The sequence below is a fragment of the Tsukamurella soli genome, from assembly GCF_039541155.1.
Lineage (GTDB): Bacteria > Actinomycetota > Actinomycetes > Mycobacteriales > Mycobacteriaceae > Tsukamurella > Tsukamurella soli.
Genome location: NZ_BAABFR010000025.1, coordinates 33,284 through 59,546 on the forward strand (window position 1 = coordinate 33,284; position 26,263 = coordinate 59,546).

The 26,263-nt window shown below is 71.6% G+C and carries 24 protein-coding genes and 1 pseudogene; 14 read left to right on the forward strand and 11 right to left on the reverse strand.

Annotated elements, in window-relative coordinates:
• Positions 1 to 22 precede the first annotated feature (22 nt).
• The gene (paaZ, locus tag ABD908_RS10050; protein WP_344994579.1) at positions 23 to 2,074 is read right to left on the reverse strand and encodes a phenylacetic acid degradation bifunctional protein PaaZ; all 2,052 of its coding nucleotides are present in this window, start codon (positions 2,072 to 2,074) and stop codon (positions 23 to 25) included.
• A gap of 89 nt (positions 2,075 to 2,163) precedes the next feature.
• Positions 2,164 to 2,778 carry a TetR/AcrR family transcriptional regulator gene (locus ABD908_RS10055; RefSeq protein WP_344994582.1) on the reverse strand — a complete coding sequence of 205 codons (615 nt, stop codon included), beginning with the start codon at positions 2,776 to 2,778 and terminating at the stop codon, positions 2,164 to 2,166.
• Between the two features lie 102 nt (positions 2,779 to 2,880).
• On the opposite strand from ABD908_RS10055, the gene ABD908_RS10060 reads away from it, so the two are divergent.
• The 8 genes from ABD908_RS10060 (at position 2,881) to ABD908_RS10095 (ending at position 9,934) form a co-directional block, all read left to right on the forward strand.
• Complete coding sequence (locus tag ABD908_RS10060; RefSeq protein WP_344994585.1) at positions 2,881 to 3,762, forward strand: enoyl-CoA hydratase/isomerase family protein; 882 nt, start codon at positions 2,881 to 2,883, stop codon at positions 3,760 to 3,762.
• 61 nt (positions 3,763 to 3,823) lie between these two features.
• Positions 3,824 to 4,771 carry a 1,2-phenylacetyl-CoA epoxidase subunit PaaA gene (gene paaA, locus ABD908_RS10065; protein WP_344994588.1) on the forward strand — a complete coding sequence of 316 codons (948 nt, stop codon included), beginning with the start codon at positions 3,824 to 3,826 and terminating at the stop codon, positions 4,769 to 4,771.
• The gene (paaB, locus tag ABD908_RS10070) at positions 4,764 to 5,060 is read left to right on the forward strand and encodes a 1,2-phenylacetyl-CoA epoxidase subunit PaaB (protein WP_344994591.1); all 297 of its coding nucleotides are present in this window, start codon (positions 4,764 to 4,766) and stop codon (positions 5,058 to 5,060) included. Before paaA ends, paaB begins: the two co-directional genes overlap by 8 nt.
• A 38-nt stretch (positions 5,061 to 5,098) precedes the next feature.
• A complete protein-coding gene (gene paaC / locus ABD908_RS10075) occupies positions 5,099 to 6,016 on the forward strand; it encodes a 1,2-phenylacetyl-CoA epoxidase subunit PaaC (RefSeq protein ID WP_344994594.1) in 918 nt (305 codons plus the stop codon).
• The gene (gene paaD / locus ABD908_RS10080) at positions 6,010 to 6,534 is read left to right on the forward strand and encodes a 1,2-phenylacetyl-CoA epoxidase subunit PaaD (RefSeq protein WP_385921897.1); all 525 of its coding nucleotides are present in this window, start codon (positions 6,010 to 6,012) and stop codon (positions 6,532 to 6,534) included. The genes paaC and paaD overlap by 7 nt, the downstream gene beginning before the upstream one ends.
• Positions 6,534 to 7,634, forward strand: a complete 1,101-nt coding sequence (gene paaE, locus ABD908_RS10085; protein ID WP_344994600.1) for a 1,2-phenylacetyl-CoA epoxidase subunit PaaE — start codon at positions 6,534 to 6,536, stop codon at positions 7,632 to 7,634. The genes paaD and paaE overlap by 1 nt, the downstream gene beginning before the upstream one ends.
• A 37-nt stretch (positions 7,635 to 7,671) precedes the next feature.
• Positions 7,672 to 8,967, forward strand: coding sequence for a phenylacetate--CoA ligase PaaK (gene paaK, locus ABD908_RS10090; protein WP_344994604.1), 1,296 nt, complete (start codon positions 7,672 to 7,674; stop codon positions 8,965 to 8,967).
• 10 nt (positions 8,968 to 8,977) lie between these two features.
• Positions 8,978 to 9,934, forward strand: a complete 957-nt coding sequence (locus ABD908_RS10095) for an AraC-like ligand-binding domain-containing protein (RefSeq protein WP_344994607.1) — start codon at positions 8,978 to 8,980, stop codon at positions 9,932 to 9,934.
• A 13-nt stretch (positions 9,935 to 9,947) separates the two neighbouring features.
• Here the strand turns inward: ABD908_RS10095 and ABD908_RS10100 are convergent, their stop codons facing one another.
• Complete coding sequence (locus tag ABD908_RS10100) at positions 9,948 to 11,663, reverse strand: HNH endonuclease signature motif containing protein (protein ID WP_344994610.1); 1,716 nt, start codon at positions 11,661 to 11,663, stop codon at positions 9,948 to 9,950.
• 224 nt (positions 11,664 to 11,887) lie between these two features.
• Between ABD908_RS10100 and ABD908_RS10105 the strand changes: the two genes are divergently transcribed.
• Positions 11,888 to 13,000, forward strand: coding sequence for an NDMA-dependent alcohol dehydrogenase (locus tag ABD908_RS10105; RefSeq protein ID WP_344994653.1), 1,113 nt, complete (start codon positions 11,888 to 11,890; stop codon positions 12,998 to 13,000).
• A gap of 73 nt (positions 13,001 to 13,073) precedes the next feature.
• Here the strand turns inward: ABD908_RS10105 and ABD908_RS10110 are convergent, their stop codons facing one another.
• Genes ABD908_RS10110 through ABD908_RS10120 form a run of 3 tightly spaced genes read right to left on the reverse strand, consistent with a single transcriptional unit; the run spans position 13,074 to position 16,280 of the window.
• Positions 13,074 to 14,003, reverse strand: a complete 930-nt coding sequence (locus tag ABD908_RS10110; protein ID WP_344994613.1) for a sugar phosphate isomerase/epimerase family protein — start codon at positions 14,001 to 14,003, stop codon at positions 13,074 to 13,076.
• Between the two features lie 39 nt (positions 14,004 to 14,042).
• Positions 14,043 to 15,215, reverse strand: coding sequence for a Gfo/Idh/MocA family protein (locus ABD908_RS10115; RefSeq protein WP_344994616.1), 1,173 nt, complete (start codon positions 15,213 to 15,215; stop codon positions 14,043 to 14,045).
• Positions 15,216 to 15,233: 18 nt separating this feature from the next.
• Positions 15,234 to 16,280, reverse strand: coding sequence for a Gfo/Idh/MocA family protein (locus ABD908_RS10120; RefSeq protein WP_344994619.1), 1,047 nt, complete (start codon positions 16,278 to 16,280; stop codon positions 15,234 to 15,236).
• A 96-nt stretch (positions 16,281 to 16,376) separates the two neighbouring features.
• On the opposite strand from ABD908_RS10120, the gene ABD908_RS10125 reads away from it, so the two are divergent.
• The 3 genes from ABD908_RS10125 to ABD908_RS10135 all read left to right on the forward strand — a co-directional run bounded on the left by ABD908_RS10125 (position 16,377) and on the right by ABD908_RS10135 (position 19,835).
• Positions 16,377 to 17,438, forward strand: a complete 1,062-nt coding sequence (locus ABD908_RS10125; RefSeq protein WP_425584365.1) for a LacI family DNA-binding transcriptional regulator — start codon at positions 16,377 to 16,379, stop codon at positions 17,436 to 17,438.
• Positions 17,438 to 18,748 carry an NAD(P)/FAD-dependent oxidoreductase gene (locus ABD908_RS10130; RefSeq protein ID WP_344994623.1) on the forward strand — a complete coding sequence of 437 codons (1,311 nt, stop codon included), beginning with the start codon at positions 17,438 to 17,440 and terminating at the stop codon, positions 18,746 to 18,748. Before ABD908_RS10125 ends, ABD908_RS10130 begins: the two co-directional genes overlap by 1 nt.
• Positions 18,749 to 18,827: 79 nt before the next feature.
• A complete protein-coding gene (locus tag ABD908_RS10135; protein WP_344994625.1) occupies positions 18,828 to 19,835 on the forward strand; it encodes a patatin-like phospholipase family protein in 1,008 nt (335 codons plus the stop codon).
• Between the two features lie 5 nt (positions 19,836 to 19,840).
• Here the strand turns inward: ABD908_RS10135 and ABD908_RS10140 are convergent, their stop codons facing one another.
• Both ABD908_RS10140 and ABD908_RS10145 read right to left on the reverse strand, forming a co-directional pair.
• Entirely contained in the window at positions 19,841 to 20,050 is a 210-nt protein-coding gene (locus ABD908_RS10140) for a dodecin (RefSeq protein ID WP_344994627.1), read from the reverse strand.
• A 78-nt stretch (positions 20,051 to 20,128) separates the two neighbouring features.
• On the reverse strand, positions 20,129 to 20,449 hold the full coding sequence (locus ABD908_RS10145; protein WP_344994629.1) for a hypothetical protein: 321 nt from the start codon (positions 20,447 to 20,449) through the stop codon (positions 20,129 to 20,131).
• A 70-nt stretch (positions 20,450 to 20,519) separates the two neighbouring features.
• On the opposite strand from ABD908_RS10145, the pseudogene ABD908_RS27630 reads away from it, so the two are divergent.
• Positions 20,520 to 20,726: pseudogene (locus ABD908_RS27630) on the forward strand (MmyB family transcriptional regulator); the annotation flags it as partial.
• Between the two features lie 50 nt (positions 20,727 to 20,776).
• On the opposite strand, the gene ABD908_RS10150 reads toward ABD908_RS27630, so the two are convergent.
• Both ABD908_RS10150 and ABD908_RS10155 read right to left on the reverse strand, forming a co-directional pair.
• Positions 20,777 to 23,263 carry a beta-glucosidase family protein gene (locus ABD908_RS10150; RefSeq protein ID WP_344994632.1) on the reverse strand — a complete coding sequence of 829 codons (2,487 nt, stop codon included), beginning with the start codon at positions 23,261 to 23,263 and terminating at the stop codon, positions 20,777 to 20,779.
• Positions 23,264 to 23,315: 52 nt separating this feature from the next.
• The gene (locus tag ABD908_RS10155; RefSeq protein ID WP_344994635.1) at positions 23,316 to 24,692 is read right to left on the reverse strand and encodes an MFS transporter; all 1,377 of its coding nucleotides are present in this window, start codon (positions 24,690 to 24,692) and stop codon (positions 23,316 to 23,318) included.
• Between the two features lie 204 nt (positions 24,693 to 24,896).
• Here ABD908_RS10155 and ABD908_RS10160 point away from each other — a divergent pair, with 204 nt between their 5' ends.
• A complete protein-coding gene (locus ABD908_RS10160) occupies positions 24,897 to 25,919 on the forward strand; it encodes a LacI family DNA-binding transcriptional regulator (RefSeq protein ID WP_344994638.1) in 1,023 nt (340 codons plus the stop codon).
• Between the two features lie 11 nt (positions 25,920 to 25,930).
• Here ABD908_RS10160 and ABD908_RS10165 read toward each other — a convergent pair.
• On the reverse strand, positions 25,931 to 26,263 hold a 333-nt coding region (locus ABD908_RS10165), incomplete at its 5' end, for a hypothetical protein (protein ID WP_344994641.1).

Below are 26,263 nucleotides of genomic sequence, written 5' to 3' on the forward strand. Positions count from 1 at the left end.
GTGTGGCGTTCTCGCTCACCGCTCAGTCCGCCTGCTGATCGCCGTCGGTCTTCGCGACCAGCGTGAGCACGTCGTAGGTGGCCACCGGGTCGCCGTTCTGGTTGGCCACCACGGCGTCCCACCGCACCTCGCCGTAGTCGGCGCTCGACCGGGGGATGATCTGCTTCGCGGTGAGCGTCACCGTCAGGTCGTCCTCGGCCTTCACGGGCGTGCGGAAGCGCAGTCCGTCCACGCCGAAGTTGGCCAGTACCGGTCCCGGCGCCGGGTCCACGAACAGGCCGGCCGCCAGCGACACCACCAGGTACCCGTGTGCCACGATCCCGCCGAACAGCGGGTTGGCCGCCGCCGCAACCGGATCGGTGTGTGCGTAGAAGGTGTCGCCGGTGAACTCGGCGAAGTGCTCGATATCGGCGAGCGTCACCCGACGCGGTCCACCCACGATGGTGTCGCCGATCCTAAGCTGCGCCAGTGACTTTCGGAACGGATGCACCCCGTCGTCGCGACGCTTGGCGCCGGTCACCCAGCGACCGCCGACGGCGGTGAGGATGTCGGGTGTGCCCTGGATCGCGGTGCGCTGCATATGGTGTAGCACACCGCGGATGCCACCCAACTCCTCGCCGCCACCCGCGCGGCCGGGACCGCCGTGCACCAGCACGGGCAGCGGCGAACCGTGGCCGGTGGACTCGTCGGCGTCCTCGGCGTCGAGCACCAGCAGTCGGCCGTGATACGGGGCGATGCCCAGCAGGATCTCCCGTGCGAGCGCGGGGTCGCGCGTCACGAGCGAGCCGACCAGACTGCCCCCGCCGCGCACGGCCAGCGCGATCGCGTCCGCGGTGTCGCGGTACCCGATCACGGTCGCGACCGGCCCGAACGCCTCGACCTCGTGGACGGGCGCGGCGGCGGAGTCGGTGCAGCGCAACAGCAGCGGCGGCAGGAACGCCCCGGTACGGGCATCCGCACCCACCACCTCGAAACCGTCGAGGTCACCGATGGCGATCTCGGCCGCGCTCCGCAGCTTGTCGACCGCCGCGAGCACGTCGGAGCGCTGGTCGAGGCTCACCAGCGGACCCATCGTGACGCCCTCGACGCCGGGCGCGCCCAGGACGACCCGTTCGAGCCGCTCGCGGGCGGCGTCGAGAACCGCCTCGACGAGGTGCGTCGGGACCAGCGCGCGACGAATGGCGGTGCACTTCTGCCCGGCCTTCACCGTCATCTCGGTGACCAGTTGCTCGACGTAGAGCCCGAACTCCGCGGAGTCGGGCGTGACGTCGGCGCCTAGGATCGAGCAGTTGAGCGAGTCGGCCTCGGCGGTGAAGTGGACGGCGCGGGCAACCACCGTGGGATGTGCGCGCACCAGCGCGGCTGTGTGCGCGGAACCGGTGAACGCCACCGAGTCCTGGCCGTCGAGGGCCTCGAGCAGGCCGGCCGGCGATCCGCAGAGCAACTGCAGCGAGCCCTCGGGCAGCAGGCCCGACTCGATGATCCGGCGGACCACGAGCTCGGTGACGTAACCGGTCTGGGTCGCCGGCTTGACGATGCTCGGCACGCCCGCGATGAACGCCGGCGCGAGCTTCTCCAGGAAGCCCCAGACCGGGAAGTTGTAGGCGTTGATCTGCACCGCGACCCCGCGGCGCGACGTGTAGATGTGCTGACCCGCGAAGGTGCCGCGCTTGCCGAGCGGCTCGACCGCGCCGTCCAGATACACGACGTCGTCGGGCAACTCGCGTTTCGCCTTACCGGCGTAGCTGAGCACCGTGCCGAAACCGCCGTCGATGTCGACGGCGCAGTCACGCCGGGTGGCGCCGGTCGACTTCGACAGCTCGTAGAACTCGGCCTTGCCGGCCATCAGTGTGAGCGCCAGGGCCTTGAGGGCGGTGGCGCGCTCGTGGAACGTCAGTGCCGCCAGCGCCGGGCATCCCACCTCCCGGGCGTATGTGACCATCCCCGCGACGTCGAGGCCCGTAGCCGAGACACGCGCCACCTCGGTGCCGTCCACCGCGCTGAAGACAGGCGTGCCGGCGTCCTCGGCCGTGAACCACCGGCCCGCCGCGTAGCTGGAGAGCGCTCTGGTCACTTCCACTCCTCACACCGTACGTTCGGTCGGTAATCCGGCCTCAAGGATGCGCGGCCGCACGGCGGAGTGTCAAGGGACACCGCGGGGTCTCACGCGCTGGTGCGCAGGCCGTGGAACGCCACGGCGACGACGGTGTCGGCGAGGTCGTCGGCGTTGTGACCGGGGCGGGGTCGATACCACTCGATCAGCGAGTTGACCATCCCGAACAGGAGCCGGCTCGCGAGCCCGGGGTCGACGGTGGCGTCCAGGTCGCCCTCGGCGGCCGCGTGCGCGACGAGGTCGGCGACGAATGCGTCGAACTCGCGACGGCGGGCCAGCGCCCTGCGCTCGATCTCCGAGTTGCCTCGCAGTCGGAGCAGGAGTGTCACATACGGTAGCTCGCTGACCAGCACCTTCACGCTTCGCCGCACCACGTGTTCCAGCCGGTCGATGTAGCGGCCGGTGGTGGCGCCGGGCTCGGTGGTCACCGCGAACAGGCCGCTCAGCGCTCGGTTCAGTGCGAGGTCGAGCAGCTCCTCCTTGCTGGACACGTGGTGGTAGATAGACGACTTCGTGAGCCCGAGGCTCTTGGCCAGCGTGTCCATGCTGGTGGCGTCGTAGCCCCGCTCGTTGAACACCCGGACCGCGACCGCGAGGAGGGAGTCGAGGTCGTAGCCCGGCCGCCCCGGAAGGCCGGTCCTGCGCTGCGGCTGTCCGCTCGTCATCCGTCGATCCTGGCAGAGAACCGGTGGTCTGGCGAACCGTTGATACCGACCGAACGATCGGTTAGGATCGAATGGGGTTGCAGATCCTTCAGGGAGACAGACATGAGTTCATCCACGGCGGCGTCCGAGACCGCGCCGGCATCCGACACCGCCCGCGACGGAACCACCCAGGACGGCCCCGGCCCCGGCCACGACGGCACCGCGGACACTGTCACCGTCGTACGCGAGGGTGGGCTCGCCGTCGTCACCCTGCGGCGCGCCACAGCCGCGAACGCATTGGACGTGGACCTGAAGACGGGCCTGCTCGACGCGTTCCGGGCGCTCGGTGCCGACGACACCGTCCGAGCCGTGCTGCTCGCCGCCGAGGGCGGGAACTTCTGCGTGGGTCAGGACCTCGGCGAGCATGCCGCGACGCTGGCCGCGGATCCGGCGCATGCGATGGACACCGTCGGCGAGCACTACAACCCGCTGCTCGCCGCCATCAGCGCGATCCGCGTGCCGGTGGTGGTCGCGCTCCAGGGGGCGTGCGTGGGCGCCGGGCTCGGCATCGCGCTGGCCGCCGACATCCGCGTGGCGGGGGAGGGCGCGAGGTTCGCGACCGCGTTCACCGCGATCGGCCTCGCTTCCGACTCGGGACTCACCCGGACGCTCGTGGACGCGGTCGGCGCCAGTCGCGCAAGCGGGCTGATCCTGCTCGGCGACCGGTTCACCGCCACCGATGCGCAGGCCTGGGGCATCGTGCACCGCGTCGTGCCCGACGGTGACCTCCCCGCCGAGGCGCGGAAGCTCGCGAAGCGCCTCGCCGAGGGACCGACCGCGGGCTATGCCGCGGCGAAGGCGCTCATCCGCGCGGCGCTGCCGTCCCTGGGTGACGCGCTCGAGCGCGAGCGGGTCGCCGCCCAGGCGCTCGGTGCCACCGCCGACCACCGCGCCGCGGTCGACGCCTTCCTCGCCAAGCAGCGGCCGACGTTCGCCGGGCACTGAGCCCAGCCGAGCACTGAATCCACCGGACACCGAATCGACCCGAGCAGGAGGCGATCACGAGATGGCCGAGACCACCGCCGAACTGGAGGCGGGCTTCCTCCACACCGTCGAGTCCGACCAGCGGATCGAACCGCGGGACTGGATGCCCGAGGGCTACCGGCGCTCGCTCATCCGGCAGATCGCGCAGCACGCCCACTCCGAGATCATCGGCATGCAGCCGGAGGGCAACTGGCTGACCCGCGCGCCGTCGCTGCGCCGCAAGGCGATCCTGATGGCGAAGGTCCAGGACGAGGCCGGTCACGGGCTGTACCTGTACTCCGCGGCCGAGACGCTCGGCGCGGATCGCGCAGACCTCACCGATGCCCTGATCGCCGGGCAGCAGAAGTACTCGTCGATCTTCAACTACCCGGCGTTGACATTCGCGGATGTGGGGGTGATCGGCTGGCTGGTGGACGGCGCGGCGATCTGCAACCAGGTGCCGTTGTGTCGCAGCAGCTTCGGTCCCTACGGCCGCGCGATGATCCGGGTGTGCAAGGAGGAGTCGTTCCACCAGCGGCAGGGTTACGAGCTGCTGCTGACCATGATGAAGGGCACCGAGGAGCAGCGGGCGATGGTGCAGGAGTCGGTGAACCGCTGGTGGTGGCCGGCGCTGATGATGTTCGGGCCGCCCGACGACCGCTCGCCCAACTCCGCGCAGTCGATGAAGTGGAAGATCAAGCGGCACAGCAACGACGAGCTGCGGCAGCGTTTCGTCGACATGTCGGTGCCGCAGGCGCAGGTGCTGGGCGTGACCTTCCCCGATCCCGACCTGGCGTGGAACGCCGAGCGCGGCTCGTACGACTTCGGCGAGCCCGACTGGCAGGAGTTCACCGAGGTCGTCACGGGCCGCGGAGCCACCAGCATCGAGCGGATCGCGAACCGGCGTGCCGCCCACGAGAACGGCGGGTGGGTCCGCGAGGCGGCGATCGCCTTCGCCGCTCGCAGCGATGAGGGAGCACACCATGAGTGAGCAGGCCCGGGCGGAATGGCCGCTGTACGAGGTGTTCCTGCGGGGTAAGCGCGGGCTCAACCACGTCCACGTCGGGTCGCTGCACGCCGCGGACGACGAGATGGCGTTACGGCACGCCCGCGACGTGTACACCCGCCGCAACGAGGGCGTGAGCATCTGGGTGGTGCGGTCGAGCGACATCGCGGCGTCGAGCCCGTCGGAGAAGGACCCGTACTTCGCGCCCAGCCGAGACAAGGTCTATCGGCACCCCACGTTCTACGAGATCCCCGACGACGTCCCGCACATGTGACCCCGCAGCAGTCTCCGGCGGAGAGGACTTCAGCCCCCATGATCGACCACGACAACGCGTACGACGGTCTCCTGGACGCAGATGCGCACGGACAGTGGGCCTTCGGCACACGTTTCGACGACCCTTTGGCGGGCGTCGACACGACCGTACCCGCCGACGTCGACGCGCCGACGTTGGCCGCCTACTGCCTGATGCTGGGCGACGACGCACTGATCTCCGCCCAGCGGCTCGCCGAATGGTCCACCCGTGCGCCGGAGCTGGAGGAGGAGGTGGCGCTCGCCAACGTCGGCCTCGACCTCGTCGGCCAGGCTCGCCTGCTGCTGGCCCGCGCCGCCGCGGCGGATCCCGCTGTGGCGCCGTTCGTCTCGGACACCTCACCCGTGCCCGACGAGGACGCGCTGGCCTTCTTCCGCGACGCGCCCGACTTCCGCAACGTGCGGCTCGTCGAGCTCGACAACGGCGACTTCGCCACGACGGTGGTCCGTCTGCTGGCGTTCACGACCTGGCGGCTCGCGGTGTTCGACCGGCTGCGCGGATCGCGGGATCCCGTGCTGGCCGCGGTGGCGCAGAAGGGCGTGAAAGAGCTGACCTACCACCGCGACTACGCGGCGCGGTGGGTGGTCACGCTCGCCCTGGGCACCGCCGAGTCCCGCCGCCGCACCGAGGAGGCGCTGACGCGGGTGTGGCCGTACGTGCCCGAGCTGTTCGTGGCGACACCGGAGGAGCTCGCGCTCAGCGCCGTCGGGGTCGCGGTCGACCCGAGCGACGCGCGGGGCGAGTTCGACGAGGCGATCGCGCTGGTGTTCGCCGCCGGCGGCGTGGATGTACCGGTGGGTGTGTCCGTCGGTCGCGTCGGCGGCCGGGCGGGACGCGAGGGCCTGCACACCGAGGCCCTGAGCCGGATCCTCGGCGAGATGCAGTCCGTCGCCCGGGCACACCCCGAGGGGAGGTGGTGACGGTGACCGCCTGTCCGAGTGACTTCGTCACCGCCGCCCGGGACGTCGTCGGCGGCGTACTCGATCCCGAGATGCCGCAGGTGACCCTCGCCGACCTCGGCATCGTCCGGGAGGTCGCGGAGCACGGCGGCCGGGTGGACGTGACGATCACCCCCACGTATTCGGGCTGCCCCGCGATGGGCGCCATCCGCGCCGACATCGAGTGCACGCTGCACGCCGCCGGATTCGGCGACGTCACCATCCGCACCGCGCTCTCCCCGGCGTGGACCACCGACTGGATCACCGAGACCGGCCGCGAGAAGCTGCGCGCCGCAGGGTATTCCACACCCGGCGCCGCGCCCCGCTGCACCGACGGACCGATACCGATCACCCTCGCTCCGCGGCGACGCACCGTCGCCTGTCCCGTCTGCGGCTCCACCGCCACCCGCCTCGACTCCGAATTCGGTGCCACGCCGTGCAAGGCGCTGTACCGCTGCCTGGACTGCCGCGAACCCTTCGACCACGTCAAGGAGATCTGATGAGCTCGGCGGTCTCCGACCAGGCACCTACACCGAACAGGGCCCGCGGGTTCCACCCGCTCGTCGTCAGCGACGTCGAGTCGCTGTGCGACGACGCCGTCGCCGTCACCTTCGCCGTGCCCGCGGAGTTGGCGGACGAGTTCGCCTTCGCCGCAGGGCAGTCCCTCACCCTGCGGCGCGTGGTCGACGGAGTCGAGCAGCGGCGCTCGTACTCGATCTGCGCCCCCGTGGGCGCCCCGCCGCGCGTCGGCGTGCGCGAGGTGACCGACGGCCTGTTCTCCACCTGGCTGGTCCGCCGGGTCCGCGCGGGCGACACCATCGATGTCCAGGGCCCCGGCGGCGCGTTCGCCGCCGACCCCGCCGCCGGCGGCGTGCACCTGCTGATCGCGGCCGGGTCGGGGATCACGCCGATGCTGTCCATCGCGGCCACCATGCTCGCGAATCCCGCAGCGCAGGTGATCCTCGTGTACGGAAACCGGCGCACCCGGTCGGTGATGTTCGCCGACGAGATCGCCGATCTCAAGGACCGCTACCACGACCGCTTCGACGTCGTCCACGTGCTGTCGCGGGAACCGCGGGATGTGGAACTATTCACCGGCAGAATCGATTCCGGCCGGCTGCGCGAGCTGCTGCAGACGGTGATCCCGACCAGCGACGTCGACCACTTCTGGCTGTGCGGCCCGCACGGCATGGTGACCGACGCCGAATCCGTGTTGGCCGACCTGGGTGTGGAGCGCCAGCGGATCCACCGCGAACTGTTCTACGTCGACGACGGCACCCCGCCGCCGCAGGAGAGGCACCGCGAGCCGGGCGTGACCGGCCCGCGCAGCGAGGTCACCGTCGTCCTCGACGGCCGCAGCGTGACGGGCACCCTCGCGCGGGCGGACACGATCCTCGACGGCGCCGAGGCGTTCCGCCCGGATCTGCCGTTCGCCTGCAAGGGCGGTGTGTGCGGCACCTGCCGCGCGCGGGTGCTGTGCGGCGAGGTGGACATGCGCCGCAACTACGCCCTCGAGGACGACGAGGTGGCCGCCGGATTCGTCCTCACCTGCCAGACCTACCCGATCGGCGACGCCGTCACCGTCGATTTCGACGCGTGAGTCGCACGTAGCCGACGAACCCCAGGAAGCCGGACGCATGACCACCGCCACCCCCACCGACGACATCGAATTCGCCTCGCGCGACCGGATCGCGGCGCTCCAGCTCGAGCGTCTGCGGTGGTCGCTCGCCCACGCCTACGAGCACGTCCCGCACTACCGGAAGGCCTTCGACGCCGCGGGCGTGCACCCGAGCGACTGCCGGGAACTGTCGGACCTGGCGCGGTTCCCGTTCACCACGAAGGCGCATCTGCGGGAGAACTACCCCTTCGGCATGTTCGCCGTTCCGCGCGCGGAGGTCTCGCGGATCCACGCCTCGTCGGGCACCACCGGCTGGCCCACGGTGGTCGGATACACCGCGAGGGACATATCCACGTGGGCCGATGTGGTGGCGCGATCGCTGCGTGCGGCGGGCGTGAAGCCCGGGGACCGGGTGCACGTCGCGTACGGGTACGGCCTGTTCACCGGCGGCCTCGGCGCCCACTACGGTGCCGAGGGGCTCGGCTGCGCGGTGATCCCCATGTCCGGCGGGCAGACCGAGAAGCAGGTGCGGCTGATCTGCGACTTCCAGCCCGACGCGATCATGGTGACCCCGTCGTACATGCTCACGATCGTGGACACGATGATCGCGATGGGCATCGACCCGCGGTCGACGTCCCTGCGGGTCGGGGTGTTCGGTGCCGAGCCCTGGACCGAGCGGATGCGCTCGGAGCTGGAGAGCGACATGGACATCGACGCTGTGGACATCTACGGCCTGTCGGAGGTGATGGGCCCGGGCGTGGCCCAGGAGTGCGTGGAGACCAAGGACGGACTGCACATCTGGGAGGACCACTTCTACCCGGAGATCATCGACCCGACCACCGGCGAGGTGCTGCCCGACGGTGAGCACGGCGAGCTGGTGTTCACCTCGCTGACGAAGGAGGCGACGCCGATCATCCGCTACCGCACAAGGGATCTCACCCGCCTGCTGCCGGGCACCGCGCGCACGATGCGGCGGATGGAGAAGGTCACCGGCCGCACCGACGACATGATCATCCTGCGCGGCGTCAACCTGTTCCCGACGCAGATCGAGGAGCTGATCCTCGGGATCGATGCCCTTGCACCGCAGTTCCAGTGCATCCTCACGCGGCCCGGCCGCATGGACGAGCTCACCGTGCGCGTCGAGCACCGCCCCGACGCCCCGTCCGGCGCGCACACACCGGCGGGCGCGGCGCTGCAGCGGCTGATCAAGGACAAGATCGGCGTGACCGTGGCCGTCGACGTCGTCGGGCCCGGCGGGCTCGAGCGCTCGGTGGGTAAGGCACGCAGGCTGCTCGATCGTCGACCGCGCGATTGAGGCGACGGCGATGTCGTTCGGCACCCGATTCGACTCCGCGGACGTCGCCCGCGCGGACCGGTTCGACGCGTGGTGTGAGACGGTGCGCAGCAGCTTCGTGCCGTTGCGGGCCGCGACGGCGGAGCCCGCGGAGTTCACGGGCCGGCTGGTGGCGCAGGCGATGGGTGGGCTCGCGATCAGCACGGTGGCGGCCAGCAGGGTGACGGTGTCTCGCACCCGTCGCGAGATCGCCGCGGACGACCCGGGATTCGTCAAGGTCGGCCTGCAACTCGCGGGCAGCGGGACGGTCGTGCAGGACGGGCGGGCCACCGTGCTCGGGGCGGGCGATTTCGCGGTGTACGACACCAGCCGCCCCTACCGCCTGGACTACGGTGACCCGTTCGCCGTCTTCGTGGTCATGGTCCCGGCTGCGCGTCTGCGGATCCCGCGGCCCAGGCTCGCCGAGCTGACCGCGGTGCGGTTCGACGGTCGCTCGGGTCTGCCGGCGCTGGTCTCCCGGCTGCTCGCCGAGCTCGGCCGGCAGCTGGAGACCCTGCCGGTGCGCAGCGATCCCGTCGTCGGCGACGCCGTGTTGGACCTGCTCACCGCCGCTCTCGCCGACCGGATAGACGCGGCCCCCGCGGGAGATGCGCGGCGGCGGAGTCTGCTGCTGGAGATCCAGACCGGGATCGCCGCCCGGCTGTCGGATCCGGGCCTGACCGTTCGCGAGATCGCCGCCGAGCATCACGTCTCAGTGCGCTACCTGCAGAAGCTGTTCGGCGAGCACGGCGAGACGGTCAGCGGTTGGATCCGCAGCCGACGGATCGAACGGATCAGTCACGACCTCGCCAATCCTGCGCTGGCGGGTGCGACAGTGTCCGCGATCGGCGCGCGCTGGGGGATCGCGAGCGCCGCGGCCCTGTCCCGGATGTTCCGCGCCGAGGTCGGCTGCACTCCGTCGGAGTACCGGGTGCATCGGTTGGACTGATCGGCGTCCCGGCTCAGCCGGGGTCTGTGCTGCGGTCGCCTGTGGTGCGACCGTGCGTGTAGCGCTTACGGATGCTGGTCTTGACGAGCGACACCGGCACGTTGCGCTGTCCACGGGTCGGTGTGGCGCCGTTCATGGTGCAGGCGTGGGTGTCCCAGGGGGTCGCGGCGTCGTGCTCCGCGAGCAGGCGTTCGAGGATCTCACCTCCGGTGGGGCCGTCGAGCACGGCCGCGATCTCGTCGTGGATGGGGCCGATCTGCTGCACGTGGGCGGCGTGCTCGCTCGCGGCCATCGTGCGCTGGTTGTAGGAGCGCAGCCACGCGCTGCGGGTGAGCGTCCAGCGTTCCAGGGCCTGCCGATAGAGCTCGGTGCAGTCGTGGGTGTGGTTGACACGCACCGCGCCGCCCGCGATCCGGGGGTGGCTCCATCCGGCGCGTCCGCGGTAGGGGCCGTCGGCGACGGGCGCGGTGTGGTTTCCGTCGGGGCTGACGGTGGCGTGGTGGGCGTCGCAGACGAGGGTGAGGTTGTCGATGTCCGTCGTCCCGCCGGCGGCGTACTCATCCATGTGGTGGACGGCGCAGAACGCGGGCGGCACGTCGCATCCGGGTGCGCTGCAGCCCTTCTCGGTGGCGTAGAGGGCGATCCGCTGGTCGGGAGCGGCGAGGCGTCGAGTGCGGCCGAGCCACAGCGGGCGGCTCGCGACGTCGGTGAGGAGGACGTAGCGCGGATGTCCGCCGGCGAGACGTAGCGCATCGGCGACGGGCAGGGTGCCACCGGTGGCCGTGGTCGCGGTGCCGGCGAGGCTGGTGAGTTGATCGACGGTCATGGTCGCGATCACCATCGCGGGTAGTCCGCGGTGTGTTCCGGCGTGCCCGAGTGCGAGGCGCAGGGCGTGCGTGAGGGCGTCGTGGCGCCGCTGGGTGGGGGTCCGCTCGTCCCGCTTCGCGGCGGCGGCCAACTCCTGCTCGGACGCGTGCGCGGTGTCGTCGAGCGGCGCGGGGTCGGCGGGGTTGCACACCCCGGGCCGCCCCCACTTCGCGATCACCGCGTCCAACATGGCCCGGGTCGCCGCGTCGAGGGTGGCGTCGAGGTCGGTGAGGCCGTCGTCGTCCTGCGGCGCGGCATCGAGGCTCCGCGCGCGTCTGGCCTGCTCGGGGTCGGGTTCGGCGCCGTCGGGGTCGACCGTGTCCGCGGCATGCTTCGCGGCTTTGCGCACCGCGTCGGGGGTGGACTCCCGGGCGAGTCCGGTGAGGATGTCCTCGAGCTGGTCGAGTTGGTCGCCGGTGAGGCGGCGTCGGCACCGTTCGATCGCCTTCTCGACGGCGGCAGCGTGGGCATCCGAGATGTCCCCGTCGACCTGTGCCTGAGCCAGCAGCGGGTGCCGCGGCGCGACGGTTTCCCCGGTCGGCGTCGTCGACCAGGCCCGGTAGTGCACCGCTTTGACGCGGGCAGCGGCCTCCCCACCCGACAGCCGCAGGGCGGCGACGAGCAATTGCTTCAGATTGCGGAAGCCGAGCTGCCCGGGGACGCCGAGCCGGTCGCAGGTGCCCGCGATCCGGGTCGTCACCGGCGACAGGCGGCGGTGGCACCGTTCGATCCGCACCATCGCGTCGAGGGCCTGCTTCGGGGTGAGCATGCCCGGGTCCGCTTCGGCCAGGCCGGTGGTGGCGTGTTCGAATGCTTCGAGACGCCGCAGGTATTCATCAGTGCTGATGGGTCCGGGGATCATGTGTTCACCTCCTTCGATCCGATGTGATCCAGCTTACACGACAAATCGAACGGCGCCATAAAATTGGAACACATATTCTCATAGTGTCTGAAAATCACCCACGGGGTGTCGACCGATGGTGCGCCGACGGGCAACGGGTGTGCACAGATTGCCAACTGCGCATGGATCGACCGGAGAAGAATGTGTGGTGCATCACACCCGGTGCAGATGAGGAGCTCGAGACGATGAAGACGCAGGCCGCAGTGATTTTCGCACCCGGCGAGGACTGGCAGATCGAGGAGCTCGAGCTCGACGAGCCCAAGTACGGCGAGGTGCGGGTGGAGCTCGCGGCGTCGGGCATGTGCCACTCGGACGAGCACGTGCGAGACGGCAGTGTCCCGCTCGAGATCTACCCGTTCATCGGCGGGCACGAGGGTGCCGGCATCGTCACGGCGGTGGGGCCGGGCGTGCGGAGCCTCGAGGTGGGCGACCACGTGGCGCTCGGTTTCATCCCCGCCTGCGGTCGATGTCGCGAGTGCGCCACGGGCAAGTCCAGCATCTGCGACATGGGTGCGGATCTCATGCTCGGACTGCAGATCTCGGACGCGACGTCGCGGCACCACATCGGCGGGAAGGACGCGAGCATCATGTGCCTGCTCGGCACCTTCAGCCCGCACACCGTGGTGAACGAGGCGTCGTGCGTCAAGATCACCGACGACATCCCGCTCGACAAGGCGGCCCTCGTCGGCTGCGGTGTCACCACCGGCTGGGGTTCGTCCGTGTACGCGGCGGAGGTGCAGGCCGGCGAGACCGTGGTCGTCCTCGGCATGGGTGGTGTGGGTTGCGGAGCGGTACAGGGGGCGCACCTCGCGGGCGCCCGGCACGTCGTGCTGGTGGACCCGTCGCCGTTCAAGCGTGAGCAGGCCAAGATCTTCGGTGCCACGCACGCGGTCGCGTCGATCGAGGAGGCGACCACGCTCCTGCAGGACCTCACCTGGGGCCACATGGCCGACAAGGTGCTCATCACCGTCGATGTGGCGCGCGGCGATCTCGTGGCGCAGGCCATGAGCCTGGTCGCGAAGGGCGGTGTGTGCGTTCAGGTCTCGGTGGGCCCCGTCGCCGACATGGACGTGCAGCTGAGCCTGTTCGATCTCACCGCGATGCGGAAGACGTTCAAGGGCGCGTGGTTCGGCAACGCCAACATCCGCTTCGACATCCCCCACCTCCTGCGGCTGTACATGGAGGGGCAGCTCAAGCTGGACGAGATGATCACCCGGGAGTACACGCTGGACCAGGTCAACGAGGGCTACGCGGCCATGCGCCGAGCCGAGAACGTCCGGGGCCTGATCCGGTACTGACGCAGGCCCGCGGTCGGCGCGGTCGTGCGCCGACCGCGGTCAGTGCAGGGCTGTGGTCGGTGCAGGGCTGCGATCAGCTCAAGGCCCCGCGCAGCGTCTTCGCCGCCAGGGCCACCGAGTCACGCTGTCCCACTGCGTAGTCCTCGTTCTCGATGGACAGGGGGCCGTTGTAGCCCGCCGCGCGCAGCGCGGTGACGAACCGGGTCCAGAACTCGACCCCGTTGCCGCGGCCCACTGCGACGTAGTTCCAGGCGCGCTCGGCGAACCGCTCGTTGGGGACGGTCTCGAGATGCGACCGCACCGCGGCCAGGGGCTCGATCGTCGTGTCCTTGGCGTGCACGTGATGGATGGTCCCCGCGAGCGCATCGACGGCGGCGATCGGGTCGGCGCCCATCCAGAACAGGTGGCTGGGGTCGAAGTTCACGCCGACGGTGTCGCCGACGGCCGCACGCAGACGGAGCAGCCCCGGCACGCTGTAGACGAGCTGGTTGGCGTGCATCTCGACGGCGATCCGCACGCCGCGCCGCCGGGCCTCCTCGGCGACGCCGCCCCAGTAGTCGATCGCGACCTCCCACTGGTGCTCCAGCAGCTGCAGGTTCTCCGGCGGCCAGACGGTGGTGATCCACGCGGGGAAGGTGTCGCCGGGCTTCGCCGGCAGCCCGGACATGGTGACCACGGTGCCGATCTCGAGATCCTCGGCCAGCCGCAGCGCGCCGCGCAGGACCGCGTCGTCGCGCTCGCCGTGCACGGGGTGCAGCGGGTTGCCGGACGCGTTGAGGGCCTCCAGGCGGAGGCCTCGGGCCGTGACGTCGGTGTGCAGCCGGGTCCGCTCGGCACCGTCGTCGAGCAGCTCGCGCAGGTCGGCGTGCGGCGCCGGCGACCAGCCGCCGTGCGTGCCGCCCAGGCCGATCTCGACTGTGTCGATACCGAGTTCGGCGGCGAAGTCGAGGGCCTGGTCGCGGGTCAGCTCCGACAGGCTGTCGGTGAGCAGGCCCAGTTCCATGATGGGGTTCCTTTCGGGGTGTGGTGGGGTATCTTCGCGTTACACAGCGCTATTCGCCGCAGCGCTGTTCGCGGGCCCGAACAGCGCCCGCTGTGCGACGAGCGACTGCGGGGCTACGTCGAGGTAGGCCAGCGCTCCGACGCCGCGATCGTGCAGGGCGCCCGTCAGCGGCAGGTCGACGGTGGCGCGCAACGCCGCGGACGCGTACGCCGCGACCGTCTCCTCGAGGGTGTGCAGGCCCACGGCGCCGTCGGCCGCCGGAGCGCGGCCGGTCCGAACGGCCGCGGCGAGGTCGGCGACGGTGTCGCGCACGGCGTCGGCGATGAGCTGAGCCAGCTCCTGCCCACCTGCCAGGTCGACGGTTCGCGTGCCGCCCGACGGCGTTGTGACGGTCAGTGATTCGAACGGCGCCCACGGCGGGGTCCCGTCGCCGCGGTAGCGGACGACCGCACGACCGCCGGTGCCTTCGACGGCGATGCCGCCCTGGCCCACGCCCCACGCGATGTTCACGAGCGCTACTCGGCGGCCCGCCTCCAGGCGGCAGAGCGCGATGCCCTCCACCCGGTCACCGTCGATCACCGAGTCGACGAAAGCCGATACGGCCGTGGCCTGCTCGCCCAGCAGGTGCTCGGCGAGGTATACGCCGTGCAGCATGTCGACCAGCACGCCGCCGCCTGACTGCGCGGGGTCGTGCCGCCACACCGAGCCGCCGGCGCCGGGGGAGTCGACCACGCCCAGCATGTCGACGGTGACGGTGCGCACCGTGCCCAGCTCGCCGTCGTCGATCAGCCCACGTAGCGCCACGACCTCCGGGAAGAAGAGGTAGTTGTGCATCACCGCGAGTCGGACACCCGCGGCGGCCGCAGCCGCGACCATCGCCGCGGCATCGGACGGCGTTGCGGCGAGGGGCTTCTCACACATGATGTGCTTGCCGGCCCGCGCTGCGGCGACCACCAGGTCGCGGTGCAGATGCTGCGGCGTACACACGTCGATCACGTCGACATCGGCGCGGGCGATCAGCTCGGCTGCGTCGGTGTGCAGGTGAGAGTCGTCCAGTCCGGCGATCCGAGCGCCCGCGGCGAGCCGATCGGGTGACGGGTCGGCGAGGCCGACGAGCGTGTAGTCGCCGGGAAGGGCGAGGTAGGCGGGTACGTGGAAGTTCAGCGCGACGTTGCCGCAGCCGACGACTCCGACGCTCAGGGGTGCGGTCACGGGGTCTCCTCGGGTGGATCAGACGGTGGTGGTGAGCTCGACGGTGCGGCGTGCGGTCGCGGAGCGGCGGACGGCGTCGATCACCTCGGCCTGCTCCGCCGCGTCGGCCCGGCCGAAGCGGGGCGCCTGCCGCGTGGTGATGGCGTGGCTCGCGGCCTCGAACTCGATCCGGTAGGCGTCGGTGTTGTGGGGGGCGGCGGGGGCCAGCCCGTACTCGCCGGACGGATCTGCCTCGAACCGCTCCTCGTGACCGTCGCGGACGACGGTGACGTAACCCGCCCGGCACAGCCACGGGTCGGGTACGACGATCCGGCCGCGCGTGCCGACCAGCTCGAGGAGGTCGCGACGGGTGAGGTCGAGGCCGACGTCCAACTGCCCCAGCACGTTCCGCGGCATCGTGAAGTGGGCGACCATGCGCAGGTCGTGGCCCTCGCCGGTCGCCAGCGGATCGACGATCTGCGTCGCGCCGACCGCGGCGGGGCGTCCGGCGAACAGGCGGATCGCGCTGACGCAGTAGCAGCCGAGGTCCCACAGCGCGCCGCCGCCGAGGTCGGTGCGCCGGCGGATATTGCCTGCCGGTGCGTCCACGGTGAGCGAGGCACGCACCGTCGCCAGGTCGCCGATGACGCCGTCTGCCAGCAACTTCGACGTGAGCAGCGTCTGCGGGTGCAGGCGCCACATGAAGCCCTCGATGCACCATCGGTCGGCGGCGTCCGCCGCGTCGAAGCAGGCATCGACCTCGGCGGGGGTGAGCGCGAACGGCTTCTCGCACAACACGTGCTTGCCCGCGCGCAGCGCCCGGATCGTCCACTCGGCGTGCAGCGTGTTCGGCAGCGGGATGTACACGGCGTCGATCGAGTCGTCGGCCAGCAGCGCGTCGTAACAGCCGTAGCTGGTCGGGATGCCGAGCTCGGCGGCGAACGCGGCGGCCTTGGCGCCGTGGCGGCCCGCGACGGCGACCAGCTCGGCGGTCTGCGACGAGCGGAGCGCGGCCGCCACCGTCCGGCCGATGTCGGCGGTGGACAGCATGCCCCAGCGCGCAGCGGGCGTCGTCTCCCGAATCATGGTGTGCTGCATCCCTTCCGGCGGCGTTCTCAAGCGGTTTAGATCGATCTAAATCGCGGCCAGGGAAGTATGTGGTCGACATCACCGCCGTGTCAAGTGCACACTTGGACCGATCTCGAGTCCACGACGTCGGAGGTGGGGATGGCCGAGGAGGGGGCTTCGGTACGCCGCCCGACGCTGCTCGACGTGGCCCGGCGGGCGGGCGTGTCACGCGCCACGGCGTCGCTGGTGATCCGCGACGCGGCCGGCCCGAGCGAGGCGTCGCGGGTCAAGGTGCGGGCCGCGGCGGACGAGCTGGGCTACCGCCCGGACGTCGCCGCGCAGCTGCTGCGCAGTCGGTCGAGCCGCCTACTGGGCGTGATGTTCCGAGCGGCCGACCCGTTCCACGCCGATCTGGTCGAGCACATCTACGCGGCGGCGGAGGCGGCCGGATACGACGTGGTGCTGAGCGCCGTCGTGTCGGGCCGGGACGAGCGGCGCGCGGTGGATGCGCTGGTCGCGTCGCGCTGCGAGGCGATCATCCTGCTGGGCGGTATCGAGGTCGATGAGGTGGGCGGCGGTCTGCCCGCGGTCGGGATCGGGCGGCGCGCAGCGGGTTCGGCGTTCGACGGCGTGTACACCGACGACGGCGCCGGGACCCGGTCCGCGGTCGAGCACCTGGTCGCGCTGGGACACCGCCGCATCGTGCACCTCGACGGCGGGGCCGCGTCGGGCGCCGCCGAGCGGCGAGCGGGCTACCAGGCCGCGATGCGCGGACACGGGCTGGCGCCGACGGTGATCGCCGGCGGGTTCGCGGAATCCGACGGTGCCGAGTGCGTGCGTAGGCTGCTCGCGGCCGGGGAACTGCCGACGGCGATCGTCGCGGGCAACGACCAGGCGGCGGTCGGGGTGGTCGTGGAGCTTCGTCGGGCCGGCGTGGACGTCCCGGGGCAGGTGTCCGTCGTGGGCTTCGACGACAGCCGCGCCGCCCGCCTCGCGCATCTGGACCTGACCACCGTGCGGCAGGACGCCGCGGAACTCGCCCGCGGCGCAGTGCGTCTCGCCGTCGCCCGGCTGGGTGAGGGGTTGCGGGGCGCGGGCGATGGACAGGACGGGTCACGCACCGTCGAGCTGGCGCCGCACCTCGTCGTGCGGGGCACCACCGGACCCGTGGCATAGTGATACGGCTCCACGATCCAGCGATCGCCGTCGTCGTCGGGGCGGGGGTGATCGGCTCGTCGATCGCGCTGCAGCTGGCCAGCCGGGGGTACCACGTCACCGTCGTCGACAAGGCCGGCGGCGCCGGATACGGGTCGACCAGCGCCTCGAGCGCGATGATCCGGTTCAACTACTCCACGCTCGACGGCGTCCTGACCGCCTGGGAGTCGTCGCACTGCTGGCGAAACTGGCGCGGGTATCTCGGTCTGCCGCAGGATGTTCCGGTGGCCCGGTTCCACCGGGTGGGCATGGTGTTCCTCGACGTCGACGCGGCGCCTGCCGATCGAACCGCCGCCCTCTTCGATGCCGCGGGTGTGCCGTACGAGCGTTGGGATGCAACGGAACTGACGCGGCGGATCCCGGGAATCGATGCGGGGCGGTACTTCCCGCCCGCGCCTGTGCACTCGGCGGAGTTCCTCGCCGATGCCCACGGCGAGATCGGCGCGCTGTACACGCCCGACGGTGGCTTCGTCGACGACCCGCGCCTGGCCGCGGCGGGGCTCGCCGACGCGGCTGTGCGGGCGGGGGCGGTGTTCCGGTACCGCAGCAGGGTCGTCGCGCTGGAACGCGACGAGGTGTGGCGGCTGACCCTCGACGACGGCACCGAGCTCGCCGCGCCGATCGTCGTGAACGCGACGGGCCCGTGGTCCGGCGGGCTGAATGCGCTCGCCGGGGTGGGTGACGGCTGGACCGTCTCCGTGCGTCCCCTGCGGCAGGAGGTGCACCACGTGCGGCCCCCGTCGGGCTACAACCCGGACGGGGGCCTCGGTCCCGCGCTCGCGGACATGGACCTCGGTACCTATTCCCGGCCGGAGCCGGGCGGCGGGTTCCTCGTCGGAGGAACGGAACCCGAGTGCGATCCGCTCGAGTGGGTCGACGACCCGGACACGGTGGACGGCCGCCGTACGGCGGAGCGGTTCGAGGCGCAGGTGCTGCGTCTCGCGCGGCGCTTCCCGGCGCTCGGGGTGCCGTCGCGGCCCAGCGGGATCGCCGGCGTGTACGACGTGGCGAGCGACTGGACGCCGGTGTACGACCGAACCGAGGCGCCCGGCTTCTACGTGGCGATGGGCACCAGCGGAAACCAGTTCAAGAACGCGCCCCTGGCCGGGGAGTTCCTCGCGGAGATCATCGATGCGACCCGGGCCGGGCACGACCACGACGCCGAACCGGTGCGCTATCGCGGTCGGGTGTCGGGCCGGGAGATCGACCTCGGCTCGTTCTCCCGCCGGCGCGCGCCGAACGCCGAATCGTCCGGCACCGTGGTCGGCTGAGCGGCGGTTCCTCGCGGGTCGAGCGCCCGGATCGGCGGGCGCGCGCGGCGGACCGGGCGGCGAGGCGCAGAATGAGGCCATGCGGGTCGCGTTGGCGCTGGGGAGTGGAGGAGCGCGCGGCTACGCGCATATCGGCGTCATCGACGAGCTCACGGCGCGCGGTCATGAGGTGGTGGGGGTGGCCGGCTCATCGATGGGGGCGCTGGTCGGCGGGCTGCAGGCCGCCGGGGCCCTGCGGGAGTACACGGACTGGGTGCGGTCGCTCAACCAGCGCGCGGTGCTGCGGCTGCTGGACCCGTCGGTGACCGCGGCGGGGGTGCTGCGGGCGGAGAAGATCATCGGCGCGGTCCGGGACATCGTGGGTGATGTGGCCGTCGAGGACCTGCCGATCCCGTTCACCTCCGTGGCCACGGACCTGATCGCCGGCCGATCCGTGTGGCTGCAACGCGGGTCGCTGTCGGAGGCGATCCGCGCGTCGATCGCGATCCCCGGCGTGATCGCGCCGCACGTCCTCGACGGGCGGCTGCTCGCGGACGGCGGGATCCTCGAGCCGATCCCCATGGCGCCGATCTCCGCGGTCAACGCGGACCTGACCATCGCGGTGAGCCTCGGTGGCGACGATCCCGAGGCCCGGCTCGCCCACACGGAGTCGCGCACGGCGGATCGACTGGGCCGGATGTGGCGCAGCACGTCGTCGCTACTCGAGACGAAGGCGGTGCGGTCGCTACTGGAGACGACCTCCGGGCGCGCGGTGCTGGGGCGGTTCGTGCCCGAGGGGTACGACTACGGCGACGTGCCGGCCGATCCCGATCGGCACATCGACCCGCTGGTCGCCGACGACGTGCCGGCACCGTCGGCGCCCCGGCTCGGCGGCTTCGAGGTGATGAACCGCACCATCGATATCGCTCAGGCTGCGCTCGCCCGGCACACTCTCGCCGCGTACCCGCCGGACCTGCTCATCGAGATCCCGCGCACCGTGTGCCGCAGCCTGGACTTCCACCGGGCCGCCGAGGTGATCGCCGTCGGGCGGCAGGTGACGGCCACGGCCCTCGACGGGTTGGAGCGGGAGCGTCACCCCCGCCCGTGAGGTCGTCAGGACTCCATACGGAAGCCGATCTTCACCGTTACCTGCGTATGGGCGATCGCGCCGTCCTCGATGTGACCGCGCGTCTCGACGACTTCGAACCATTCGAGGTTCCGAACCGTCTGGGATGCGCGGGCCACTGCGTTGGCGATGGCCGCGTCGGTGCCGTCCGGCGACGAACCGACGACCTCGATTACTCGGTACACGTTGTTGGTCATCATTCGATCGTGGCACTGCGGCGATGCACCTGTGGGCGGTTCGAGCGGATCGTCGTCGCCGGTGGACGACGTTGCCGGTCAGCCGCGATTCGCGGGCCCGGTCAGGCGTAGCGCCGCCATGATCAGCAGTGCCGCCAGGCCGCCGAGTGACGACTCGAGGGCGGATGCGCCGGCCCGGGTGCCGATGGCGCGGAGTTCGGTGCGGACGGACGGTCCGTGGTCGGGGACGTCGACGGGGGTGAACCTGGCGATGACGAGTGCCGCGAGCGCGGCGAGGACCGCGACGGCCCGGAAGGTTCCGCGCCAGCCGAGGAGTTCTGCCCGGCGTAGGCGCCGATCGCCGGTGCGCCGGTTCCCGTCGCGGGGCGACGAGGTCGTCGACGAACGCCGCGCCGTCAAGCCCCCGCCGCACCCGTGAACCGCGATCGCGGCTGAGGCGACACCCGACGTCGAGCCGGGAGAGACGAGAATCGACAAGAGGTTCCACCGCGACGTCGCCACCGCCACGCACAACGTGGTGGCTCTGCTGCACGCCGCGAGCGCGCGGGACTCTTACGACGAGCAGCTCATCGAGGTGATCGGTACCCTCTCCACCCAGATCGCCGAGTTCGGCACGCCCTGGGCGTCGCCCGACGTGTTCCGCTATCGATCCGGGGCGAAGCCGCTCACCCATTCGGAGGTCGGCGTTCGCGATTCGGCTGTGAATGGTTCGAGCTGCGTGAACCGTCAGCGGGTCACGGTCACCGCCGGGCCCAGGTCGGCGATCGACGTCCCCGCTTCCAGGGCGAACATGCCCGGCTCCGTGGCCCATTCGCCGGCCGCGGCGTCCCAGTGCTGGAACGCGCGGGCCGGGATGTCGACGGTGACCGTCGCCTCGGCGGCTGCGTCGACCCGCGCCGTCGCGAACCCGGCGAGCCAGCGCACCGGGCGCTCGAGCGCCGAGTCCGGCCGGGACGCGAACACCTGGACCACGATCTTGCCCCGGCGGTCGCCGGTGTTCCGCACCGGGACGTCGATACGTACGCCTTCGCCAGCGGGAACAATTGTGGCGCAGCCTAACTGGAATCCGGTGTAGCCGAGTCCGTGGCCGAACGGGAACCGCGGTGTGCGGCCGTCGCGCTGGTAGGCGCGGTAGCCGATGTGCAGGCCCTCCTCGTAGCACTGCCGGCCGTCGACCGGGGTGGTGCTGGGCAGCCCCTCCTCGTCGAGCGGCCAGGTGCTGGCCAGGCGGCCGCCGGGTTCGGCCACGCCGGTGAGCACGTCGCCGAGTGCCGCGCCGAACTCCTGGCCCGGGAACCACGCCAACAGCACCGCGGGAACGTCGTCCGCCCACGGGAGCAGAACGGGCGCACCGGAGTTCACCACGACCACGGTCCGCGGATTCGCTGCGACGATGCGCCGGACCAGCTCGTCCTGCCGCCCCGGCAGCGCGAGGGTCCTCCGGTCGGTGCCCTCGGACTCGACCTCCTCGGTGGTGCCGACGACCGCGATGGTGACGTCGGCCCATCCGGCCAGCGTCTCGGCCTCGGCGAGCTCGACGTCGGCATCGGCCTCGGCGTCTGCGGTGAGCGAGAATCCGAGCATGCTGACAGCGGCATCGCCGAAACCGCCGCCGGTGGCGACCGGGTGCGACAGCGCCAGCTCGACCGGCCGTGCGGGGTCGAGCGCCACCTCGACGGCCACCTGCGGCGGGCTCATCACGGCCTCCACCGGATCGGCGCCTTCGGGCAGCGACACGGTCTCGTCGAGCAGGACCATGCCGTCGGCCGCGAGGCGGAACGCGCCGACGCCACTGATGCCGAGCCGGTACGTCCCCGCGACCGGGACGCGCAGCGTCGTGCGCGCCCGCACCGCGGCGACCGCCGCGAGCGGGACGCCGGGGGCGACGTCGCCGAGCCAGGTGAACGAGGTGGCGCGCCGTGTCTCGGTGTGCAGCACGGCACCGTCACCGTCGACGAACTCGAGTCGCACGCCGGTCTCACCGTCGGGCGTGGACAGCCACTCGACCGGGGCGGGGGTGTCGCGCTCGGTGGTGCGCCCGCCCCGCGCGTAGCGCACATCGACGCCGTCGCCCAGGGCTGCGCGGATCCCGTCGAGCGGCGACACCACGTGCGCGGGGTAGACGGTGGCGCTGCCGCCGCCGAGGTTGCGGCCAGGGGTGGCGTTGGGGCCGACGACGGCGACCCTGGTGACCGCCCGGAGAGGGAGCAGGGGCGCGGCGCTGTCGGCGCTCGCGGCCGCCTCGTTGCGAGCCAGTACGAAGCCGTCCGCCGCGGCGGCGCGCAGCTCGGCGGCCACCTGACCGTCGGTGTACGACGGCGGGACGGCGGATTCCGTGACGTCGAGCGCGCCGACGCGTGCCGCCAGGCGCAGGATGCGGGCCACCTTGTCGTCGACCGCGCCCTCGGGGACCTCGCCGGCCCGCACCGCTGCGACGAGCGCGTCGCCCCACGGGCCCGTCGGCCCCGGCATCAGCAGGTCCAGCCCGGCCGACGCCGCCGCGAGCGAGCGCCCCGCATACCAGTCGGTCATGGTGACCCCGTCGAAACCCCACTCGCCCTGCAGCACCTCGCGCAGCAGCGGCGACTCGGTCATCGTGGCTCCGTCGACCGAGTTGTACGCGGCCATCACGGCCCACACGCCGGCCTGCCGTACCGCGGCCTCGAAGGGGACGAGGTACACCTCGCGCAGGGTCCGCTCGTCGATGATCGCGTCGTACGTGAAGCGGTCGGTCTCGGTGTCGTTGGCCACGAAGTGCTTGGCGGTGGCGCCGACCCCGCCCGACTGCACGCCCGAGATGTATGCGGCGCCGATCGCGGCGGTCAGCGTCGGATCCTCGCTGTAGTTCTCGAAGTACCGGCCGCCGTACGGGGTGCGGTGCAGGTTGATGGTCGGCGCGAGGACCACGTCGACACCCTTGCGGCGGGCCTCCCCGGCGATGATGCGACCGATCGCGGACACCCGTTCGAGGTCCCAGGTGGCTGCCAGCGCGGTGGGTGACGGGACGTTCGCCGACGGGCTGCGCTCGTCCCAGGTCTCGCCGCGCACGCCGGCCGGCCCGTCGGAGACGACCAGGCGGCGCAGGCCCGCTGCCGGCTCCGGGTACAGCGACCAGAAGTCCGCCCCGGTGAGCAGGCGGACCTTCTGCTCGAGGGTCAGGCCCGCGACGCGGTCGGCGATCAGCTGCTCGAGGTCGGTCCGTGTGGTGGTCATGTGTCGAATTCTCCTGTCTCGGTGACGGATATACGTCCCGATGGTTCCGTGCTCAATGGACCGACCGGACGCGGAGCACTGCGAGGGCGCCGAGCACCGCGACGACGGCCGCCACCGCGTACAGGAAGCTGTAGCTCCTGCCGCCGACGGCGAGGATCGCCGGTGCGATCGCCGGTGCGATCGACTGCGGCAGTGCGCTGGCGATGTTGAACACGCCCAGGTCTTTGGCGGCGTGCTCGGTGTCGGGCAGGACGTCGGTGACCAGCGCGAGGTCGACGGCCATGTACACGCCCATGCCCAGCCCGGCGATCGTCATGGCGATCAGGTAGCCGTTCTGGTGTGTCGCGACCGCGAGCACCACGAGGGCGATGCCGTACACCGCGGAGGCGGTGAGTACGAACGGCTTGCGGCGGCGCAGCCGGTCGGACAGTGGGCCGCCGACGAGGCTGAGGACGATCCAGACGGTGGAGTTGGCGAGCGTGCCCAGGAACACGACGTGGGCGACGTCGTCCGCACCGACGCCGACCCGGTGGATGAGGTAGAAGGTCTGGTACGTGGTGAGGAAGGAGTACGCCAGGATGAACAGGAACCGGCTCACGAACGCCCATGAGAAGTCCCGGTTCGCGAGCGGGTTGACGTAGAAGCTGCTCGCGAACTCCTTGGCGGAGAACGGGATCCGGTCGGCCGGTGCGAGCCTGCGGTCCTTCAGGAGGACGGCGAAGGCGATGACGGGGATCGCCGCGATCACGGTGGGGACGACGAACATCAGGAACTGATCCGGCGAGAACAACTGGACGATGTAGCTGCCGATCACCAGCGCGATGGGCATGCAGATGCCGAGGATGCCGGAGACCGTGCCGCGTTGCTTCGCCGGGACGTGATCGGGTAGAACCGCGGTCTGCGTCGCGAGTACGGCGTTGAACATCAGCTGGGTGATGCACCAGCCCACGAGGGCCACCGGCACCGTCGGCGCGACGGCGACGATGACGATGCCGACCAGTCCGCCGGCGAAGCCGATGAGCATCCACGGGCGCCGCATGCCGAACTGCGAGGTGGTGCGGTCCGACAGGCTGCCGAACAGGGGATTGCCGAACATCGCCAGCAGGGCGCCGGTGCCGGTCACGAGTGCGAGCTGCCCGGGTGCGCGGTCGGATCCGACCAGCGCCGTCATCTTGAGCGACAACGTCACCAGGACGGGGCACATCAGCGCCAGCCACGTGCCCATGTACGCGAGCGCGTAGAGCGTCACGAACAGCCGGCCGACCGGCGCGGGCTGCGCGGACGCGGCGGCGAGGTGCTCGGGTATCGGGACGTCGGCGGTGCCGGGCTGGAGGGCGCGGGGCTGGATGATGCCCGGCTGGAGTCGGGCTCTGTGGTCGATCGGGAGAGCGGAGCCGGAGAGTGGAGCGGGTGGCTCCGGGTCGGGCATCGGCGACATCGGTGTCTTCAATCTCTATGCCGGGCAACGCTGCCCGGGGTGGTGCGGATCCTGCGTGTGCGAGCGAGGGAGTGGTGCCGAGCGGACTTGTCCGAGTCGCTGACCCGTGTCACTAACTCGTGTCACTTGCAGGTGTAAGTAGGATAGGTCACACAGAGCCGGTACGGCAAGGCTCGGTCATGAGGAGCACGTCATATGGAGCAGTCCCGAGTACACCGGGCGGGTGCGGCCCGGCGGCGTGTCACCAGCACCGACGTCGCGAACGAGGCGGGCCTGTCCCGCGCCACCGTCAGCTTCGTGCTCAACGACGCGCCCAACCAGACGATCCCGGAGGTCACCCGGAGGCGGGTGTGGGACGCCGCCCGCAAGCTGGGGTACATGCCGTCGGCCGCGGCGCGCACCCTACGCACCGGGCGATCCGAGGTCGTGCTGTTCGTGCTCCCCGACACGCCGGTCGGTCCGGCGTTGGTCAGGGTGACCGAGCGGCTCGCGGGGCTCCTGGACGATGCCGGGCTGACGATGCTCACCGTGCCCCGCACGGGCGGCCGGAGCGGCCGGTCGGTGTGGAGCAGGGTGACTCCTGATGCCGTGCTCACGTTCGAGGCGTTCAGCGACGGCGAGCGGGCCCTGCTCGAACAACTCGGCATCGAACACGTCGTGGACGTGTCCATGAGTGGCGATCTTCTGGCGGGGCAGGACGGGTCGATCGACACTCGGATCGGTCGTCTCCAGGCCGGGGAGCTGCTGGCCGGCGGTCGCCGCATCGGCGTGGTCTCCCCGGCGGATCCACGCCTGCAGCGCTTCGCGGTGCCCCGGCGCTCCGGCGCCGAGGAGGCGTGCGCCGATGCCGGCGTCGAGTGCATGAACGCCGTCATGCCGCTCACGCCCGACGGGGCCCGGACGGCCCTGGCGGAGTTGGGGTGCGCGGACGGCGCTGTGACCGGGATCTGCGCCTACAACGACGAATACGCCATGGCGCTGCTCGCGGCCGCCCGCGACTCGGGACTGACCGGAGACCGGCGGCCGGCGGTGATCGGCGTGGACGACATCCCGACGGCGCCGTTCGCCGACCCGCCGCTCACCACGGTGGTGCTCGACGTCGACGAAGTGGCGGGGGAGATCGCCGCCGAGGTGATCGAACGCCTGACCGGCACGGAGATCGAGCGGTCGCCGCGGCCGGAGGGGATGCTCACGCTGGTGCGGCGGGAATCGGCCTGACGGCTACGGGATCAGCGCAGCCGTAGCCCCTTCGGGGTACGGGCGAAGCCGGCGTCGAGGAACGCCGCGGCGAGGGGGTGGCTCAGCGCCGGGTCGCCGTCGATGCGCTCGATCGTGAGGCCGCCGAGCCCGCGCGGGGCCCGCGCGAGCGCGGCGACGGCCGGCGCCGGGTCCGGGGTGAACGTGAGCACCGTCTTGCCGCCGCGCTCGACGAACAGGGCGAGCTCGCCAGCGTCGAGCACCACCAGCGCCCCGACCGCGCGGGCGGGGCGGGCGCGGGCGTCACCGTCGGCTGCCTCGCCGGGCGGCACCGGCCAGGGCAGCACGGCGCCGAACAAGTCGGA